We start from the raw sequence: 17,707 nt of genomic DNA, 5'->3' as shown, positions 1-17,707 counted from the left end.
CAGCGTCCGAGGCGCCGCACCGACACCCTCGGAGACGGCGGTGCCCGCCGGGAGTCGCCTCCCGACGGGCACCGCAGACGAGACTCGGGTCAGGACTTCGACCCGCTTTCGGCCAACGCGTCCACCCGCTCAGCCGGGGTGTGCGCCCGCTCCAGCGAGGCGCCCTCGACGTCGACATCGGGCATGACCTTGTCCAGCCACTTCGGCAGCCACCAGGCCTTCTCGCCCAGCAGGTGCATCAGTGCGGGCACCAGCACCATTCGGACCACGAAGGCGTCGAAGAGCACACCGATCGCCAGGCCGAAGCCCAGCGGTCGGACCATGCCGAGGTGGCTGAAGACGAAGCCGCCGAAGACCGAGATCATGATGATCGCCGCTGCCGTGACCACGACCCGGCCCTGCCGCAGCCCCTGCACGACCGCCTCGCGGGCGGGCATCCCGTGGACGTGTGCCTCGCGCATGCCGGACACCAGGAAGAGCTGGTAGTCCATCGCGAGCCCGAACAACACGCCCATGATGATGATCGGCCCGAAGCTCAGCACCGGCCCGGGATCGTGCACGCCGAAGATGTCGCCGAGCCAACCCCACTGGTAGATGGCGGTGACCGCGCCCAGCGCCGCGAACAGCGACAGGACGTAGCCCAGCGTCGCGATCAACGGCACCAGGATCGAGCGGAAGACCAACACCATGATCAGCAGCGAGAGACCGACGACCACCACCAGGTAGACCGGCAGGGCTTCGGCGAGCATCTCGGAGACGTCGATGTTGCCCGACGCCTGCCCGGCGACGCCCAGGGTGACCTCGCCCGACATCGGAGTCAGCGCACGGAGTTCGCGGACGAGGTCCTCGGTGGAGGCGCTGGAGGGACCATCCTGCGGAACCACCTGGAACAGGAACACGTCCCGCTCCTCGGACGCGACGATGGGCGCCACGGCGGAGACGTCCTCGTTCTCCATCAGCTCGCCCGCGATGCCCGCCTGGGTGGCGGTCACCTCGGTCTCCTCGACGGCGTCCGGCAGTTCGGCGACCACCAACAGCGGGCCGTTCATGCCTGCGCCGAATTCGGATTCAACGGCCTTGAACGCCTGGTACTGCGTGGTGTCCGGCGATTCGGAGGAGCCCTCCGGCAGTCCGAGGCGCATCGAGAGCACCGGGATGGCCAATACGAGCAGGCCGACGGTGGCCAGCACGGCGGCGCCGATGGCACGCGGGGTGCGCAGCGGCTTGACCTCGGTCTCGGTGTGCTGGGCGTGCCCGATGGTGGCCCTGGCCTTGCGCCCCAGTGCTCGGGTGCCGAGCAGGCCGAGTAGCGCCGGGGTGAGGCTGACCGAGACGAGCACGGCAACCAGGACGCACACCGCGCCGACGACGCCCATCGTGGTGAGGAACGGGATGCCGGTCACGCCGAGGGCGACCAGGGCCACGATGACGGTGCTGCCTGCGAAGACGACGGCGTTGCCCGCGGTGCCGTTGGCCAGGCCGATGGACTCGTCCACATCCATGCCCGCGAGCAGTTGCTTGCGGTGCCGGTTGAGGATGAACAGCGAGTAGTCGATACCGACGGCCAAGCCCAGCATCACGCCGAGCACCGGGGTGATGGAGGCCATCGGGACCAGGTCGGAGAAGGCCAGTGAACCGGCGACGCCCACGCCGACGCCGACCAGGGAGCTGATCAACGGGGTGGCTGCGGGCAGCAACGCACGCATCATGATCAGCAGGACCAGGGCGGCGATGACGACGCCGACGACCTCGCCGGGGCCCATGATGCCCTCGACGGAGGCGGTGATGGTCGAGGACCAGTCGATGTCGACGCCCGCGATGTCAGCGGCTTCGAGGACCTCGGCGACGGCGGCCTTGACGCTGTCCGGAAGTTCGAAGAGGGTGTCCTCGAAGGCGATCGTGGCGATCGCGGTCTGGCCGTCCTCGGACACCATGTTGATCGAGGACGCGTACTCGACGAGCGCGTTACCGTGCTCCAACTCGGCTTCCTGCGCGTCGATCTCCTGCGCGCCCGCGTCGAGCTGCTCCCGGCCCGCGTCGAGTTGGGCCTGCTGCTGATCGAATTGCGCTGCGGCCTGTTCGTAGACGCCTGCGGCCTGGGCCTGCTCGATGGCGGCGTCGAGCTGAGTCTGGCCTGCGTCGAGCTCCTCGACGCCTGCCTCGAGCTCGGCGCGGGCGTCGGCGATGAGCTGCTCGCCGCCCGCGACCTGCTCTTCGGCAGCTGCCCGCTCGGCCTCCGTGACGAACGGATCGGTCACTGCAGTGACCCCGTCGACCTCGCCGACCTCGGCGAGGAGTTCCGCGATCTGGTCGCGTTCCGAGGCACCGAATTCGGCGTCCTCGGTGGCGAAGACCACCTGAGCGGTGGCGCCGGTGAGTTCGGGGAACTGCTCGGTGAGCCGGTCGTTGACCCGTTCGGTCTCGGTTCCCGGAATGGAGAAGTTGGAGGCCAGGGAGCCTCCCAGTGTCAGGAATGCACCACCCGCCGCCGCGAGCACGACTATCCACGCGGCGATGACGGCCCACGCTCGGCGCGCGGACCACCGCCCGAGTCGGTACAGGAGGTTGGCCACCATGAGCCTTTCGTTGAAGTGGGAAATAGTCTCTGCGGTCGCCACCATATCCGACGAATGTTGCTTATCCGACGCGTGTTGGATAAATATGGGGGTGTCCCTGGCCACGTGAGAGGATCGCGTTATGGACCCCCGCGTCGCCCGCACCCGGGCGAGCCTGCAGAAGGCGCTGCTCGACCTCGCCAGGGAGCGACCGCTCGACGACGTCACAGTGGGCGATATCGCGAGCCGGGCCGGGGTGAATCGCAGCAGCTTCTACCAGCACTACGTGGACAAGGAGACGTTGCTGGCCGAGGCACTGGAGGACGCGCTGCACGACGTGTCCACCCAGCTGCCGGAGGCACCGGCGCTGACCGGCACGCTGAGCATGCCGATCGAACTCATTACCTATCTGGATCACATCGCGGCCAATGCCGCCGTCTATCGACGCGTCCTGGGCGAACACGGTTCGACGCTCATCGCGGCACGGCTGCGCCAGCGGGTCGAGACGATCGTGCGGGAGACGGTGGGGGCCGCAGGCTCGGCGGCGCGCACCGATCTCCCGGTCGACGTCGTCGCCGCCGGGATCGCGGGCAGCGCGCTGGGTGTCATCACCGCCTGGATCGCCCGCGACCCGCTGCCGCTGCCCTCGGTGGCCGCCGACTGGCTGTGGCGGGTGCTGCTGGGCATCGGCGCCTGGCGCCAGCCCGAGGACGACGAGGAATCCGGGCAGCCCGGCTAGCTGGGACGATTCCTCGCGTCGAGCGGGATCACTGCTCGGTGATCTGAGCGCCTGCCGTCGGCGGCGCCGTGCACTCCGGGCCATTGCGCCAGAGCCCGTCCGCCGATCCGGCGGCCAGGTGCTGCTCGTACAACCCGACCTTGAAACGAATGAGGTCCAAGGACTCCTGCAGTTCGGCGAGCTGTCGGGCCACCGCCGTCTCATGAGCGCGCAGCAGTTCCAACCTGGCCGCCTCGGTACCCGCGCCCTCGCGAACCAATTCGGCGTAACGCCGGATATCGGGCAGCGGCATCCCCGAGGCTCGGAGCTTGGTACAGGTCTTCAACCAGCCGACCTCCTGCTCGGTGAACACTCGCCGTCCCGCCGAATTGCGCCGTACCGGCTCGACGAACAGGCCCTCCTGCTCATAGAAGCGCAGCGCGTGCGTCGATAAACCCGTCAACGCACTGACTTCGCCGATGCTCAAGGTCGCAGAGAAGATCGCGGTCATCCCTCCACTGTAGGAGCTGTTGACTTCGAGTCGTCTCTAACTCATAGCGTCGCCGCACCGCAATGACGAAGGAGACCTCGCATGACCAAGACATGGTTCATCACCGGCACCAGCTCGGGCTTCGGCCTGCTGCTGACCCGCAGGCTGCTCGCGGCCGGTGACCGGGTGGCCGCGACCCTGCGTCGACCCGAGGTACTCGACGACCTGCGCGCCGAGTACGGCGATCAACTCTGGGTGCGACGTCTCGACGTGACCGAACCCGATTCGGTCCGAGAGGTGATCGACGCGGCATTCGCCGAACTCGGCACCATCGACGTGATCGTCAACAACGCCGGATACGCGGTGTTCACCGCCGTGGAGGAAGCCTCCGACGAGCAGATCCGCAAGGTGGTCGACACCAACCTGATCGGCTCGATCTCCGTCATCAGGGCCGCGTTGAAGCACCTACGCCCGCAGGGACACGGCCGGATTCTGCAGATCTCCACCGCGGGTGGTCAGGCCGCCTTCCCGAACTTCGGCTTCTACCACGCCGCCAAATGGGGCATCGAGGGTTTCTGTGAGACCGCGGCGCGGGAGATCGCCCCATTCGGCATCGGTTTGACCATCGTCGAGCCGGGGGCCGCGCCGACCGGATTCGGGGCGGCGCTCGACACCGCACCGATCATGCCCGAATACGACGCAGGCCCCGCCGGGGACACCAGAAGGGCGATCGCCGACGGCTCCTTCCCGCTGCTCAACGATCCCGAGAAGATCGCGGCGGCCCTGGTGACCCTGGTGGAGAGCGAAGCGGTTCCGCTTCGGTTACCCCTCGGCCCGGACGCCTACGAAGCTATCCGCACCTCGTTGAGCTCTCGACTCGCGGAACACGATTCGCACCGTGAGACGGCGCTGTCGGTGGTCCTCGACGAGTTCGCGAACCGCTGAACCCCGCGAACACCTAGCGTGCGATATCGCGGCTAGGGCTCGTCGAACCATCGGGCGGCCAAGAGCGCCAATCGGGTGCGGTTGTCGCGATCGAAACGACGCATCAACCGCGAGACGTACTGCTTGACCGTGGCCTCGCTCAGATACAGGCTCCTTCCGATGGCCGCGTTGGAGGCCCCGGTGGCGACCAACCGCAGGATCTCCCGTTCCCGGTCCGGCAGCTCCGGCATCGGACCGGCGGCCTGCTGTGGCGCGTTGGATTGCCTGGCGGGCAACAATTCGATCCGCGCCACCGAGTCCGCCGTGGCGGCGTCGCCGGTCAATGCCCGTCGGGCCACCTCACGCAGATCGATGGCGGCCCGGCGGGCGGTGGCGTCGGCGCTGGTCGACGCCAGTTCGTCGCTGCGCAGGGCGACGATCGCCAACGCCCGCAGCGCGGCGTCGCCACTGCCCGCCCCCGCACCCGAATCCGGCCGGTCGGCCTCGCCCAGGAGCAGCTCGGGACGTCGAACCCGGTCCTGCCTGGCGTCCCGCAGGTGCAGCACCGCGGCGAAGAGCGCACCGATCAGAAACGGCACGCTCGACGTCAGGATCGCCTGTGCAGGCGGCACCCCGAAGCGAATGGTCACCGCGATCAACCCGGTCGACCCCACCAGCAACGCCGCCGCGCCCGCCGCCAGGACCCGGCGGTCGGAGGCATGCCAGAACAGGTTGAGCGTGCCCGCCGCCGTCGCACACGCGATCCACGGCGTGGCCCCGCTGTAGGCCAGCTCGGCCAGCCCCGGTTCCGCTGCGGCCGAACCGATCGACACGATGCCGATCGCCACCGCCCACAGCACGGGCCTGCGGACGGCGATCAGGCCGAGCGCGGTGACACCGAGTTGAACGACCGCCATCACGACGATCGCGAGCAGCGACGACGGAATCGCGATGACACCGATGACCGCTCCGAGCAGGGTCGCGGTGGCGAGCCCGATCAGCGGCCAGCCGCCCTCGCCCTCCACCAGCGAGGCCAGTCCGGCCTTCGCCGGGTGGTCCGGTCCGCTCTCGGCAATCGGCCCGGTGGCCTCGGTGGGGAGCTTGTCGGATCGATGCTCCGAGGTGCCGTCGTCTGCCACGTTCTCCTACCTCGGTTCGTCCCGGTGCCCCGGGCACGGTGTGTTCCGGACGCCCACGGTCTCGGGCGTCGTGTCCTCATCGCAGCGCGGCGGCGGCGAGGTCTTGTTGGACGGCCCTGCCGATCTTGCTCAAGCGCCGACCGAGCTTCAGCATGAACAACGGACTGCCGTTCGCCGTGTAGGCGGCGCCCAGTGTCTCCTGGCTCAGCACCACGCGATGACGTGCTACGTCGATGCGGATGCTCACGCGCAGGCGTTGTGAGACGGCGACGTTGGCGACCGGCCTGCCGCCCTCGGAGGCCACCGTCGACAGCCCGTCGTGCTGTTCCCAGTGGTAGTCGCGGCTGTCGAAGGTCGTCCGGACGGTGGTCAGCACGGTCTCGACGGAGAGCCTCGGGTCGAAGTCGATGCGGGTCATGACTGTTGTCTCCTCCCTTGCCGGGGCTCGTTGTCAGCGCAGATCGGTGCGACGCAGCCGCAGGAAGGCCACGGTGGCGAACACCAACAGCCAGCCCAGTACCCAGGCGCCCGCGTGCAGCGGCGGGAGATAGCCATGTGAACCGGGGGCGGACAGGCCCGCGATGCTCTCGATCGCGGCGCCGGGCAGCCGACGTGGAACGGTGGTCGCGAATCCGGTGCCGAGGAACTCGGCTAGGCTGACCGGCAGCGCGGCGAGCAGGCCGATCACGATCACCCCGCCCGCAGCCGACCGCATCAGGACCGCCGCGCAGGCGGCGAGCAGACCCTGCACCGCCATCGACATACCGAGGAACAGCGTGATCGCCCGCAGCAGCCCCGGATCGGCGAGCTCCAACGTCGGGATGCCGCGCGAGGCGAGGGACCCCTGGGTCACGGCGACGGTGACCACCGAGGTCACCAACCCGACGATCAGGCCGCCAAGCCCGACGAGCACGAGCTTGGCGCTCAGTACCCGCGACCGACGCGGGGTGGCGGTGAAGGTCGATTCCCCCATGCCCTGGAATTCGGCGGCGACGAACTGGGCGGCGAGGTAGGCATAAGCCCAGGTGGCCAGCGTCGAGCTGTAGAAGATGACGGAGTACTCGCTGTCCTGCTGTGCCGACGCGATGCTGTCACCGTCGCTGATCAAGGTCATCACGAAGCCGATGGCCATGCTGAGCGCGACGATCAGTGCGACGCCGATGGGCGTCGATCGTAGGAAGCGCAGCTTGCGCCATTCGGCGTGCAGCGTGGCGCCGAAGCCCGGGATGCTCGCCGGGATGTCGCGCTGTCTGGTGGGGGCACTCATGCGGAGGTCCTCTCGGTGCTGCCCGCGCGGTACTGGGCGGCGTCGGCGGTGAGTGCGACGTAGGCGTCCTCCAACGAGACGCCCTCGCCGAGTTCGTCGAGGCCGATCTCGGCGAGCAGTCGACCCGCGCCGAGCACCACCACGCGGTCCGCGGTCTGCTGCATCTCGGCCATCAGGTGGCTGGACACCAGCACACAGCGGCCCTCGGCGGCGAGCCTGCGCATGAGGAGTCGGATCCACCGCACGCCGTCGGGGTCGAGCCCGTTGACCGGTTCGTCCAGGATCAACGTGCCCGGATCGCCCAGCAGGGCGGCGGCGATCCCCAGACGACCGCGCATCCCCAGCGACAGGGCACCGATACGCCGAGAGGCCACCGAAGAGAGGCCGACCTCTTCCAGCAGGTCGTCGGCGCGCTTGTCCGGGATTCGTCCGGCGGCGGCGAGCCACCGCAGATGCGACCGGGCAGTCATCCCCGCCGGGGCGTTCCCGGCGTTGAGCAGGATGCCCGCGACGCGCTGCGGGTTGGGGTGGTCGCGCAGGGGACGGCCGTCGATGGTGGCGGTGCCCGCGCTGGGGCGGTCGAGCCCCACGACGATCCGCAGGGTGGAGGTCTTGCCCGAGCCGTTGGGTCCGACGAACCCGGTGACCTGTCCCGCCGGGGCGGTGAAGCCGAGGTCGTCGAGCACCGTGAAGGCACGATGTCGTTTGGTCAGTCCCCGTGTCTCGATCATGTGCTCCACCCCAGCGGACCTGCGATATCCCCCGCTAGCTACTTTCGTCTGCCGAGGTGTCACGAAGGTCTGTGGAAGGCAGGCCGACGTCCGACGAGGGTGGTCTCAGCTCCGCGGACGCCCGCCGCGCAGCCCGATGGCGAGGTGGCACTCGTCGTCCCGGTGTCTCGGCCGCGCTGGAATGCGCCGGGCGAATCCCGTCCCGAAACCCGTCTGCAGCCATTAACGTCGTTGTCGCGGCGTCACGATCCGGAGGCAGACGATGACAGCAGGTCGAGGACGGCCGAGGGACGACGGCGACTCCGAGACCCGCAATATCGTGACGGGCAACCAGGGCAACGCCGTGCAGGCGGAAAAAGTCAGCGGCGGGGTGCACTTCAACCAGACTCCGGGCTGGGTCTGGTACGTCTTAGGTTCGATGTCGCTCGTGGTGGCGTTGTTGGCGAGCATTCTGATGGTGTCATTGTCGTCGGATCGCGCCTCGAATACGGGGCCGAACCCCGCTCCCCCGACGACCTCCGAGCCCGTGCCCACACCACCACCTGCGGAGGAGTTCCCGGATCAGCCGCCCGGGGAAAGCGAGGACGACCCGGCACCACCCAATCCGCCCCCGACGAGGAATCGGCGTCGGTCGGCGTGTGGTGGAGCGGCACCCTGGAGCTCGGCGGTTACGGCGGCACCGGCGGGGGGTGGTACCTGGATCAATCGCCGCCCGGCCGCGCGGTGCTCGGCGATCTCTACTTCGGGGCGCCCAACGAGGTCGGGGCACTGCGCTGGTCGCCTGGGATTCCGAGGTCGAGCCCGACCACGAGCAGTGCGCCGAGCAGCTGAACACCCATCTCGGTGGGAGGTGGGTTCCCGTCCGGGTCGGTTCGATGGCGTGTTTCCACACCTCGGGCGGCCGGGTCGGCTATTTCACCGTGACGAGCCTGTCCCCGCCCGAGGCGCTCTCCCAGTTCACCGACATCACGGTCACCGTGTGGGAGCTGGCGTAGACCGCGACGAGTAATCGGGCCGTTCCCTGACCCGTTCCGGGAACGGCCCGATCGCGCCGAGACGCAGCTGTGTCACTCCGTTTTGTCCGCGAGTCTGGTGGCGCGCTGGCTCAGTGCCCCGATGCGATCGGCGATGTCGTCGGTCTCCCTCCCGCCGAGGGAATCGGCCTTCTGGATCGACTCCAGTAGTTTCCCGTAGTCGGCGGCCAGGCGCGGGTACTCGAACTCGAAGCTGCCCTGCCGGGGTCTGCCCTGATAGGCGCCGCTCTGCGAGATCCGGGGCTGGTACCGACGGTCCAACTCGATGATCTGCTGCGCCAATCCCGCCGCGCCCGCGCTGAGCACGCTGCGCGAATCGGTCGCGGCCTCCCGGCGGGCCCGACGCGCCGCCGCGATCCGCCCGGCCCGGTAAGAGAAGACGTAGATCGTCGTGGTTCCGATCAGCACGGCGGCGATCGCCGCGGCGGCGGCGAGGTAACGCGGCAGGGACGGGCTGAAGCTACGGGGTCCGTCGGGCACGGTTCCCGCCTTGACCAGCGTGTCGTAGTTGACCGCGACCACCTTGAGCGCGTCGATCGGGCGGTCGACGAAGCCAGCAACGCCGTTGGCGATCGTCATGTCCGCCGCGAAGGCCTTACCGAAGTTCTCGTCGTCGTACCCGGGGATCAACGAGCACCCGTAGCGGTCGAACACGGGGTCCGGTCCGGTCTCCGGGCTGAGGATCAAACCGACGTTGCCGTCGGCGACGGTGCCGATGCTGTCGCAGGCCTCGGCCAGGTCGGCTCCCGGCTCCAACATGACCACGACCAGTCTGCGGTTGCCGATGACGCGTTCGGCAGCCTGCTGGTCCAGATCGATGCCGGGGTCGGCATACACCGAGGACTCCCGAACCTGGCCGGCGATGGGCCCGTCGAAAATGCCGTCGGACCACAGCGCCCAGCCGGTGAGTAACAGACACCCGGCAAGCGCGAAGGCGAAGGGAGCGGTGATCAGTCGCCGCAGTCGTCTCATCACAGACCGCCTTGCAGGTAGAGGCCCGGCCGGTACTCGGGGCGACCCAACAGACGCGCGGCCTCGTCCAACTCGGTCTCGGCCACGTCTAATTCTCGATGTACCGATCGAAGGGGCAGTTTCCCCGACAGGCCGCGCTGCGCGGCTTGGATGCGGGTGATGGCCCTGGTCAAGGCCGGATTGCTCGCCCCATCGGTCAGGCCGGAGATCTCGATGGCCAGCGCGGTGAGCCCGGCGAGCCGTGCCGGTGGCCCGACGAGTCGTCGCTCCGCGGTCCGTCGAGGCGCCTGGTTGAAGCTGCCCACGGTGCGGATGGACAACACCAGGAAGGCCAGCACACAGACCGCGAACACCCAGGGCAGCGCGGGCAGCGCCACCCGGAGCGGGTCGAGGGGCTGATAGGGCAATGGTCGGTCGAACAAGCCTGCGTAGCGGATGTCGGTGATCCGATTCAGGTAGCTGCCCAGCACGTTGTCCTGTGGGTAGTCGTACCTGCTGAGCCGATAGTCGAGCTGGCCGAACATCGATCCGACCGCCAGATCGGCGAACTCCTCGGCATCGGGGCCCGCGTATTCCGGCCACGAGCCGTACATGACGATCACGGGACGGTCGGGGAACGACTCGGCCACCGCAGGCGCGTACCGGGGAACCGGCTCGCCGAACTGCTGGGGCGGCAGCATGACGTACAGCGGCTCGGCGTCGGGGAACGCCAGGCCAGCAGTCCTGATCGGAACCTCGTCGAGGGTGGCGTCGTCGGCGATATACGCGCCTGTCGCGTCCAACTCGGCCAGTACCTCGGAGATCTCGACGTCGGTGGGCTCCCGCCAGGCGAAGACCGATTCGCTCTCCGGGCGCTCGACATCGCGAAGTTTGCTGATCATCGTGACCAACAGGGTCGTCACATCACCGGTGACGTACTGGTCCCGCCAGTCCTCGGCGTTGTTGTTGCTCGCCTGCCAACTGCTGCCGGTGATCTCGGTGCCGATGATCCGCACGGTCAGGTCGTCGAGTTCGGGATCACGGTTAACCTGCCGGACAGCCTCACGAGCGCTGTCGTCGAGTCCCGGCGGGGCCACGATGATGCGGACGTCGTCGTCGCCGATGGCGGCCGCGACCTGCTCGGTGTCCCAGTACGCCACCGCACCCGGCAGCCGGACGACGGGCTCGTCGGCGAGCATGTCCTCCATCTCCGACACCGTGGGCACGGTCGCGCCGCTCAGCTCACCCGCCGAGCCCTCCTCGTAGTCGGGCGATTCCTCCGAGGGAGACTGGCCGTAGCTGACGTCGACACTCTGCACCTGCGCGAACAGGAACACCGCCAGAACGGCCAGCCCGAGCAGGAGGACTCCCCAGCGGAGCACACCTGCCGAGGGCAGTCGTCGTTGTCGCGATTCAGTCATGACCGGCCTCCCGCCACAGTCGATCGGCACGCCCGGCACTGCTCGCCGCTTCGGTGGCCGCCGCCGTACCGCCGCCGCCCGCGACGAGTAGTTCGGCCTTGTGCAACAGCTGATCGGCCTCCGGCACCGCCACGGTCGCGGCGTCCCGACTCACCGATGCGCTGTCGATGGCGGACCGTGCGGTCGACCAAGCCGTTCGGCGCATGGTCTCGCGGTGCCGCAACCTTGGCAGCAATGCGGCGACGAACCCGGCCGCGATCAACACCACGAGGCCGATCGGCCAGATCAGCCAGCTGCTCTCCATGGACTCCCCAGTCGTTCAACGGCACGTCGCCCCGGTGCGGCCACCATGCGCGCATTAGAGCCGAGTCGACGTCCCGGGGTTCCCACAACCCCGGGAACGAGACGCAACAGCGATCTGATTGACACGGAAACAAGTTGTGCTCGCGCTACACCCACCGCGCCCGCAGACCGACCGCGACCGAGGAAACCGCGTAGTTCGCGGTCATCCTTCCGGCAGTACCTTGCCCGGATTCATCAGTCCCGCCGGGTCGAACAGCTGCTTGATCCCGCGCATCAGGTCGAGCTCCACCGCAGGCTTGTAGTCCGCGATCACTTCGCGTTTCGACTGGCCCAGCCCGTGTTCGGCACTGATGCTGCCCGCGAACCCGGCCGTCGAGTCGTAGACGACGCGGGCCAGCTCCGCTGCTCTGCTGCGGAACACCTCGTCGTCCGTCCCCGGTGGTTTGCTCAGGTTGTAGTGCAGATTCCCGTCGCCGACATGGCCGTAGGTCACGATGCGAATGCCGGGCATCGTCGCCCGCAGCGCGTCGTCGGTGGCGGCGACGAAGGCCGGAATGACACTGATCGGCACCGTGATGTCGTGTTTGAGGCTGGGTCCCTCGTGGTTCTGCGCCTCCGAGATTCCCTCGCGCAGTGCCCACAGCGCCGCGACCTGTGTGGAACCGTCGGCGACGACGGCGTCCCGGAGCAGCTCGCGTTCGAAGGCCTCGCCCAACACCGTCTCCAGGGTCTGCGCCAGCGGCGCGTCCGCCATCGGATCGCTGAGTTCCAGGAGCGCGAACCACGGGTGCGCAGACCCGAAGGGATCACGGGTGCCCGACACATGGCGCAACACGAATTCCACGCTCTGCGCGGACATCAGTTCGAAACCCGACAGCCGCGATCCGGCGGTGGCGCGCACGATCTCGATGAGGTCCACCGCCGCCTGCGGGTCGGAGAGCGCGACCCACGCGGTGGCACGGCTACGAATCGCCGGATGAAGGGCCAGCACGGCGGCGGTGATCACGCCGAGGGTGCCCTCCGAGCCGATGAACAGCTGTTTGAGATCGTATCCGGTGTTGTCCTTGCGCAGGCCACGCAGGCCGTTCCAGATCCGACCGTCCGGCAGCACCACCTCCACGCCGAGGGTGAGCTCGCGCATCGTCCCGTAGCGGACCACGGCGGTGCCGCCCGCGTTGGTCGCGAGGTTGCCGCCGATGGTGCAGCTGCCCTCCGCGCCCAGCGAGAGCGGGAACAGCAGTCCGGCGGCGTCGGCGGCTTCCTGCACGGTCTGCAGGACCACCCCTGCCTCGACGGTGATCGTCTGGTCGGCACGGTCGACTCCCCGAATACGCCGCAACCGGTTCGTGGACAGCACGAGCTGGGTCCCGGAGCGGTCGGGCACCGCTCCCCCGCATAACCCGGTGTTGCCGCCCTGCGGAACGACCGCCACGCCCCGGCGATGGCAGAGCCCGAGGATCTCGGCGACCTGTCCGGTGTCGGCGGGCCGGGCCACCACCGCAGCCGTGCCCTGGTAGGCGCCTCGCCAGTCGGACAGATACCCCCGTAGCAGGTCGGGATCGGCGACCACACCGGCCGGTCCGAGGATGTCGTGCAGACGACGCAGAACGTCGGGGTCCATCGGGATTCCCTTCAGGAACGGGAGATCAGCGGGTCCAGGCCCAGGGTTCGCCGGGCGTGGGCCAGTCGATCGATGGCCTGCCCCGTCGCCAACAGCTCCGAGGCATTCGGCGCCAAGGTGCGCAGTCTGGACTCCCAGGCGGGCATTCGATCGGGGAAACACCCGGCCAGGACGGCCACCATCGCCGATGCCGAGGCCGAGGCGCCGGGCGAGGCACCCAACAACGCCGCCAGCGTGGCGTCCTCGGTGATCAACTGCTCGGCGCCGAAACCGACCATCGTGCCCCGGCCCGCAACGGTTCTGAGGGTCTGGACTCGTTGGCCTGCGGTGATCAGTTTCCAGTCCGCTTCCTGTGCGGTGGGCACGAACTCCCGCAGCGCGGCCAGCCGGGCAGCCGAGGACTGCGTCAGCTGCCGCACCAGATAGGCCAGCAGCGACGGGTTGTCCCTGGCCGTGGCCAGCAGGGTCGGCAGGTTGTCGGGTCGTATCGACCGCACCAGGTCGGTGTGACGGCCGCGTTTGAGGAAGCGCGGGGAGAACGCGGCGAAGGGCCCGAACAACAGGTGCTCCCGGCCTGCGACGACTCGCCGATCCAGGTGTGGAACGGAGATCGAGGGCGCACCCGGCGCGGCATGACCGTAGAGCTTCGCCGGGTGCTCGGCGACCAGGGCCGGTCGGGAGGCGCGCAGGAATCGGCCGCTGATGGGGAATGCGCCCAGGCCGCGTACCTCGGGCACGCCCGCACCCTGTAGGAGTGGCAGCGTCGCTCCGCCCGCACCGACGAACACGAATCGGGAGCGCAACGTCTCCACCCGGTCGGCCCGTCGGTCGCGGACGCCGATCTCCCACCGTCCCTGCCCGCGCCGCAGGGACCGGACCTCGTGGTGGGTCCGGACGGCGACGCCCCGTCGTTGCAGCGCGGCGAGAAGCCGACGGGTCAGCACCCCGAAATCGACGTCGGTGCCCTGCCTTGATCGGGTGACCGCGATCGGTTCTCGCTCGTCCCGGCCTCGGAGCACCAGCGGCAGCCAGGCTTCCAATCGGCTCCGGTCCGCGCTGATCTCCAGGTCCGCGAACAGCGGATGCTCCCGCAAGGCCGCATGGCGGGCCCGAAGGTAGGCCACCCCGTCGGTTCCACGCCCGAGTCCCAGATGCGGCGTCGACCGGATGAAGTCGCCGGGGTCGCCGAGCTGTCCCTGCGCCACCAACTCGGCCCAGAAACACAGCGAGGTGAGGTACTGCTCGCCGATCCGGACGGCACCCGTCGCATCGACGGTGCCGTCCGAACCGCGCGGCGTGTAGTTGAACTCGCAGAGCCCCGCATGGCCCGTCCCGGCGTTGTTCCAGGCGTGCGAGCTCTCGTTGCCGGGCTCGCCGAGCCGTTCCAACACCGTGATCCGCCAGTCGGGCTGCAGTGTCGCGATCAGCGTGCCGAGGGTGGCACTGACGATGCCTGCGCCGACGAGGACGATGTCGTGGATCTCGGTGTCGACCACGATTCCTCCTCTTTCGGGCCTCGGACGGCGTGTGTGTCAGCGAATCGGCGAGTCGATCACGACACGATCGACCGTCCACGCCCTGGTCTGCTCGCTCAAGGTGATCCCCAGACCGGGACGGTCGGACAGCTGCATGCGCCCGTCCACGGTCGCCAACCGCTCGTTGAACAGCGGGTACAGCCAGTCGAAGTGCTCGACCCACGGCTCATGCGGGTAGGCCGCAGCGAGGTGGACGTGGATCTCCATTGCGAAGTGCGGGGCGATCTGCAGATTGCGGTGGTCGGCCAGCGTGGCGAGCTTGAGGAACTGGGTGATTCCGCCGATGCGGGGGGCATCCGGTTGCAGGATGTCGACGGCACCGTTGCGGATCAGCTCGTAGTGCTCGGCGACGCTGGTCAGCATCTCCCCGGAGGCGATCGCCGTGGTCAGCGACCGGGTGAGGTTGGCATGTCCCTCGGCGTCGTAGGCGTCCAGGGGCTCCTCGATCCAGACCAGCCCGAACTCCTCCAGCGCCCGGCCGACCCGCATCGCCGTGGGCCGGTCCCACTGTTGGTTGGCATCGACCATCAGGGGCACGTCTCCGATGTGCTCTCGGACCGCGGCGACGCGCCGCAGGTCCTCGGCCCAATCGGCCTGCCCGACCTTGATCTTGATTCCGCCGACCCCGGACTCCAGGGTGCGGGTGGCGTTGTCCTTGATCTGCTCGACCGACTCGTGCAGGAAGCCACCAGAGGTGTTGTAGCAGCGCACCGAGTCCCGGTGCGCGCCGAGCAGTTTCGCCAACGGCAGCCCGGCCCGCTTTGCCTTCAGGTCCCACAGCGCGACGTCGATCGCGGCCAGGGCCTGGGTCGCGGCGCCGCTGCGGCCGACCGAGGCACCCGCCCACACCAGCTTCGTCCACAACCGACCGATGTCGCTGGGGTCCTCGCCGATCAGGTCGGGCGCGACCTCCTTGGCGTGGGCGAACTGGGCGGGGCCACCGGCGCGCTTGGAATAGCTGAAGCCGACGCCCTCGGCGCCCTGCTCGGTCGTGATCTCGGCGAACAGGAAGACGACCTCGGTCATCGGCCGCTGTCTGCCGGTGAGGACCTTGGCGTCGCTGATTCCGGTGGACAGCGGCAATGTCACCGAGGACAGCGTCACCGAGGCGATCCGGTCGAGAACGGCGGAGCTGGTCATGGGACTCCTTTGGCAGCGGCGGCGAGCAGCGGTCGAGGATCGGTCGGGGTCAGCGGTCCAGGCAGGGACGCTTGGCGTCGAACTGCCAGTCGGGCACGAGGTACTGCATCGCGACGGCGTCGTCACGCGCACCGAGGCCGTGTTCCCGATACAGCTCGTGGGCAGCGGCGAGGGCGTCGCGGTCGAGCTCCACTCCGAGCCCCGGGGCCGTCGGCACGGCGATCCGCCCGTCGCGGATCTGCAAAGGCTCGCGCGTCAACGCCTGGCCGTCCTGCCAGATCCAGTGCGTGTCCAGCGCCGTGATCGTCCCGGGAGCGGCCGCACCGACCTGGGTAAACATCGCGAGCGAGATGTCGAAGTGGTTGTTGGAGTGCGAACCCCAGGTGAGACCGAAGTCCGCGCACAGCTGCGCGACGCGAACCGAGCCGCGCATCGTCCAGAAGTGCGGGTCGGCCAACGGGATGTCGACCGCCGCCGCCCGCACGGCGTGCGCCAGCTGCCGCCAGTCGGTGGCGATCATGTTCGTCGCCGTGGGCAGGCCGGTGGCCCGGCGGAACTCCGCCATGGTCTCGCGGCCGGAGAAGCCGTTCTCGCCGCCGACCGGGTCCTCGGCGTAGGCCAGTACCCCGTGCAGGTCACGACACAGTTCGATGGCATCGGCCAGCAGCCAGCCGCCGTTGGGATCCAGGGTGATCCTGGCGTCGGGGAAACGCGCGGCCAACGCACGAACCGCCTCGATCTCCTGCGCGCCGGGCAGCACACCGCCCTTGAGCTTGAAGTCCGTGAAGCCGTAGCGGGCCTGCGCGGCCTCGGCCAGCGCCACCACCGCCTCGGGTGTCAGGGCGGGTTCGCGCCGCAGCCGCTCCCAGTCGTCGGCCGGATTCGACTCGGCGACATACGGCAGTTCGGCGGCGGCCCGCCGGTCGCCCACGTAGAAGAGGTAGCCGAGCATCGGGACCGCGTCGCGCTGCTGCCCATCGCCGAGCAGTTCGGCCACCGGGACACCGAGGTACTGGCCGAACAGGTCCAGCAGGCACGACTCCAGGGCGGTCACCGCATGCACCGTGGTCCGCAGATCGAAGGTCTGCTGGCCCCGACCTCCGGCGTCGCGGCCCGCGAAGGCATCCGCGACCGAACGCAGCAAGCTGCCATAGCGGGCGACGGGTCTGCCGATCAGCAGCTCGCCCGCATCCTGGATGGTCTGCCGGATCGCGTCCCCGCCCGGTACCTCGCCGACCCCGACCCGGCCCTCGCTGTCGGTGACGATCGCGATGTTGCGGGTGAAGAACGGCCCATGGGCGCCGCTCAGGTTCAACAGCATGCTGTCGTGGCCCGCTACGGGCACCACCTCGATACGTGCCACGGTGGGGCTTAGACCGGTCATGCTGTCCGTCCTCTCGCATCGAGAATGCGCGGGCCTCGACGAGGGTGGAGCCGAGGCCGCCGGCTGGTCGGGCCGTCCCGTCATCGATCCGCGCCTGCGGCGGGCTCGTCCGCCGCCTCGGCGAGCGTGTCCCGCCCCCTGTGTTCGATGCCGCGCACCGCAAGGGACACGGGCGGGCCCGGCAACCGTAAGAATCCCGCGCGATGCCTGTCTAGGTGCTTTTTCGCATCAACCGATGCCGTCAGGGCATCGAATGGATTCGACGGGACGAGGCGGCAATCCGCGCCCGTTTCGCGAACGGGCTACACACCTTCGACAGGTCTCGGTCGATCGACCAAAACGAGATCGCACCGACATCGATGACCATCCCCCGAGCCGGCCGCTCCGCAGCACGCCGACTCCCCCACGCTCGTCGGATCGGCGCACAACGCGCCCCATGCGTCGAAGGTATCGATTCATACTGCATGGGTCCTGGACAGGCATCGCGCCAGGTT

At 68.9% G+C, this 17,707-nt stretch carries 16 protein-coding genes; 3 read left to right on the top strand and 13 right to left on the bottom strand.

What is annotated here, in order from left to right:
- Nucleotides 1-89 precede the first annotated feature (89 nt).
- On the bottom strand, nt 90-2,576 hold the full coding sequence (locus tag BKA25_RS11080; RefSeq protein ID WP_221312336.1) for an MMPL family transporter: 2,487 nt from the start codon (nt 2,574-2,576) through the stop codon (nt 90-92).
- Between the two features lie 121 nt (nt 2,577-2,697).
- Here BKA25_RS11080 and BKA25_RS11075 point away from each other — a divergent pair, with 121 nt between their 5' ends.
- The gene (locus BKA25_RS11075; protein WP_069850064.1) at nt 2,698-3,294 is read left to right on the top strand and encodes a TetR/AcrR family transcriptional regulator; all 597 of its coding nucleotides are present in this window, start codon (nt 2,698-2,700) and stop codon (nt 3,292-3,294) included.
- A gap of 28 nt (nt 3,295-3,322) precedes the next feature.
- On the opposite strand, the gene BKA25_RS11070 is transcribed toward BKA25_RS11075, so the two are convergent.
- Nucleotides 3,323-3,784, bottom strand: a complete 462-nt coding sequence (locus BKA25_RS11070; protein WP_069850066.1) for a MerR family transcriptional regulator — start codon at nt 3,782-3,784, stop codon at nt 3,323-3,325.
- An 81-nt stretch (nt 3,785-3,865) separates the two neighbouring features.
- On the opposite strand from BKA25_RS11070, the gene BKA25_RS11065 reads away from it, so the two are divergent.
- Nucleotides 3,866-4,708, top strand: a complete 843-nt coding sequence (locus BKA25_RS11065) for an SDR family oxidoreductase (protein WP_069850068.1) — start codon at nt 3,866-3,868, stop codon at nt 4,706-4,708.
- A gap of 32 nt (nt 4,709-4,740) precedes the next feature.
- Here the strand turns inward: BKA25_RS11065 and BKA25_RS28365 are convergent, their stop codons facing one another.
- From BKA25_RS28365 to BKA25_RS11045, 4 genes are all read right to left on the bottom strand, one after another.
- Nucleotides 4,741-5,826, bottom strand: a complete 1,086-nt coding sequence (locus tag BKA25_RS28365) for a helix-turn-helix transcriptional regulator (RefSeq protein ID WP_084643095.1) — start codon at nt 5,824-5,826, stop codon at nt 4,741-4,743.
- Between the two features lie 76 nt (nt 5,827-5,902).
- Nucleotides 5,903-6,244: a hypothetical protein gene (locus tag BKA25_RS11055; RefSeq protein WP_069850070.1), complete on the bottom strand. Its 342-nt coding sequence runs from the start codon at nt 6,242-6,244 to the stop codon at nt 5,903-5,905.
- Nucleotides 6,245-6,277: 33 nt separating this feature from the next.
- The gene (locus BKA25_RS11050) at nt 6,278-7,093 is read right to left on the bottom strand and encodes an ABC transporter permease (RefSeq protein ID WP_069850072.1); all 816 of its coding nucleotides are present in this window, start codon (nt 7,091-7,093) and stop codon (nt 6,278-6,280) included.
- A complete protein-coding gene (locus tag BKA25_RS11045; protein ID WP_069853774.1) occupies nt 7,090-7,824 on the bottom strand; it encodes an ABC transporter ATP-binding protein in 735 nt (244 codons plus the stop codon). Before BKA25_RS11045 ends, BKA25_RS11050 begins: the two co-directional genes overlap by 4 nt.
- Before the next feature lie 689 nt (nt 7,825-8,513).
- On the opposite strand from BKA25_RS11045, the gene BKA25_RS11040 reads away from it, so the two are divergent.
- Nucleotides 8,514-8,819, top strand: coding sequence for a hypothetical protein (locus BKA25_RS11040; RefSeq protein WP_157421121.1), 306 nt, complete (start codon nt 8,514-8,516; stop codon nt 8,817-8,819).
- Between the two features lie 72 nt (nt 8,820-8,891).
- On the opposite strand, the gene BKA25_RS11035 is transcribed toward BKA25_RS11040, so the two are convergent.
- From BKA25_RS11035 to BKA25_RS11005, 7 genes are all read right to left on the bottom strand, one after another.
- Nucleotides 8,892-9,830, bottom strand: a complete 939-nt coding sequence (locus tag BKA25_RS11035; RefSeq protein ID WP_069850076.1) for a hypothetical protein — start codon at nt 9,828-9,830, stop codon at nt 8,892-8,894.
- Complete coding sequence (locus BKA25_RS11030; protein WP_069850078.1) at nt 9,830-11,230, bottom strand: hypothetical protein; 1,401 nt, start codon at nt 11,228-11,230, stop codon at nt 9,830-9,832. Before BKA25_RS11030 ends, BKA25_RS11035 begins: the two co-directional genes overlap by 1 nt.
- Nucleotides 11,223-11,534: a DUF6403 family protein gene (locus tag BKA25_RS11025; protein ID WP_069850080.1), complete on the bottom strand. Its 312-nt coding sequence runs from the start codon at nt 11,532-11,534 to the stop codon at nt 11,223-11,225. Before BKA25_RS11025 ends, BKA25_RS11030 begins: the two co-directional genes overlap by 8 nt.
- A gap of 201 nt (nt 11,535-11,735) precedes the next feature.
- Nucleotides 11,736-13,154 carry an FAD-binding oxidoreductase gene (locus tag BKA25_RS11020; protein ID WP_069850082.1) on the bottom strand — a complete coding sequence of 473 codons (1,419 nt, stop codon included), beginning with the start codon at nt 13,152-13,154 and terminating at the stop codon, nt 11,736-11,738.
- 11 nt (nt 13,155-13,165) lie between these two features.
- Nucleotides 13,166-14,650, bottom strand: coding sequence for a malate dehydrogenase (quinone) (gene mqo, locus BKA25_RS11015; protein ID WP_216637732.1), 1,485 nt, complete (start codon nt 14,648-14,650; stop codon nt 13,166-13,168).
- A gap of 36 nt (nt 14,651-14,686) precedes the next feature.
- Nucleotides 14,687-15,829: an L-talarate/galactarate dehydratase gene (locus tag BKA25_RS11010; RefSeq protein ID WP_069850086.1), complete on the bottom strand. Its 1,143-nt coding sequence runs from the start codon at nt 15,827-15,829 to the stop codon at nt 14,687-14,689.
- A gap of 49 nt (nt 15,830-15,878) precedes the next feature.
- Nucleotides 15,879-17,213, bottom strand: coding sequence for an enolase C-terminal domain-like protein (locus BKA25_RS11005; protein ID WP_069850088.1), 1,335 nt, complete (start codon nt 17,211-17,213; stop codon nt 15,879-15,881).
- Nucleotides 17,214-17,707: the final 494 nt, after the last annotated feature.

It is taken from the genome of Actinoalloteichus hymeniacidonis, assembly GCF_014203365.1.
Taxonomy (GTDB): Bacteria; Actinomycetota; Actinomycetes; order Mycobacteriales; family Pseudonocardiaceae; genus Actinoalloteichus_A; species Actinoalloteichus_A hymeniacidonis.
This window is presented reverse-complemented; position numbering and strand designations above follow the sequence as displayed.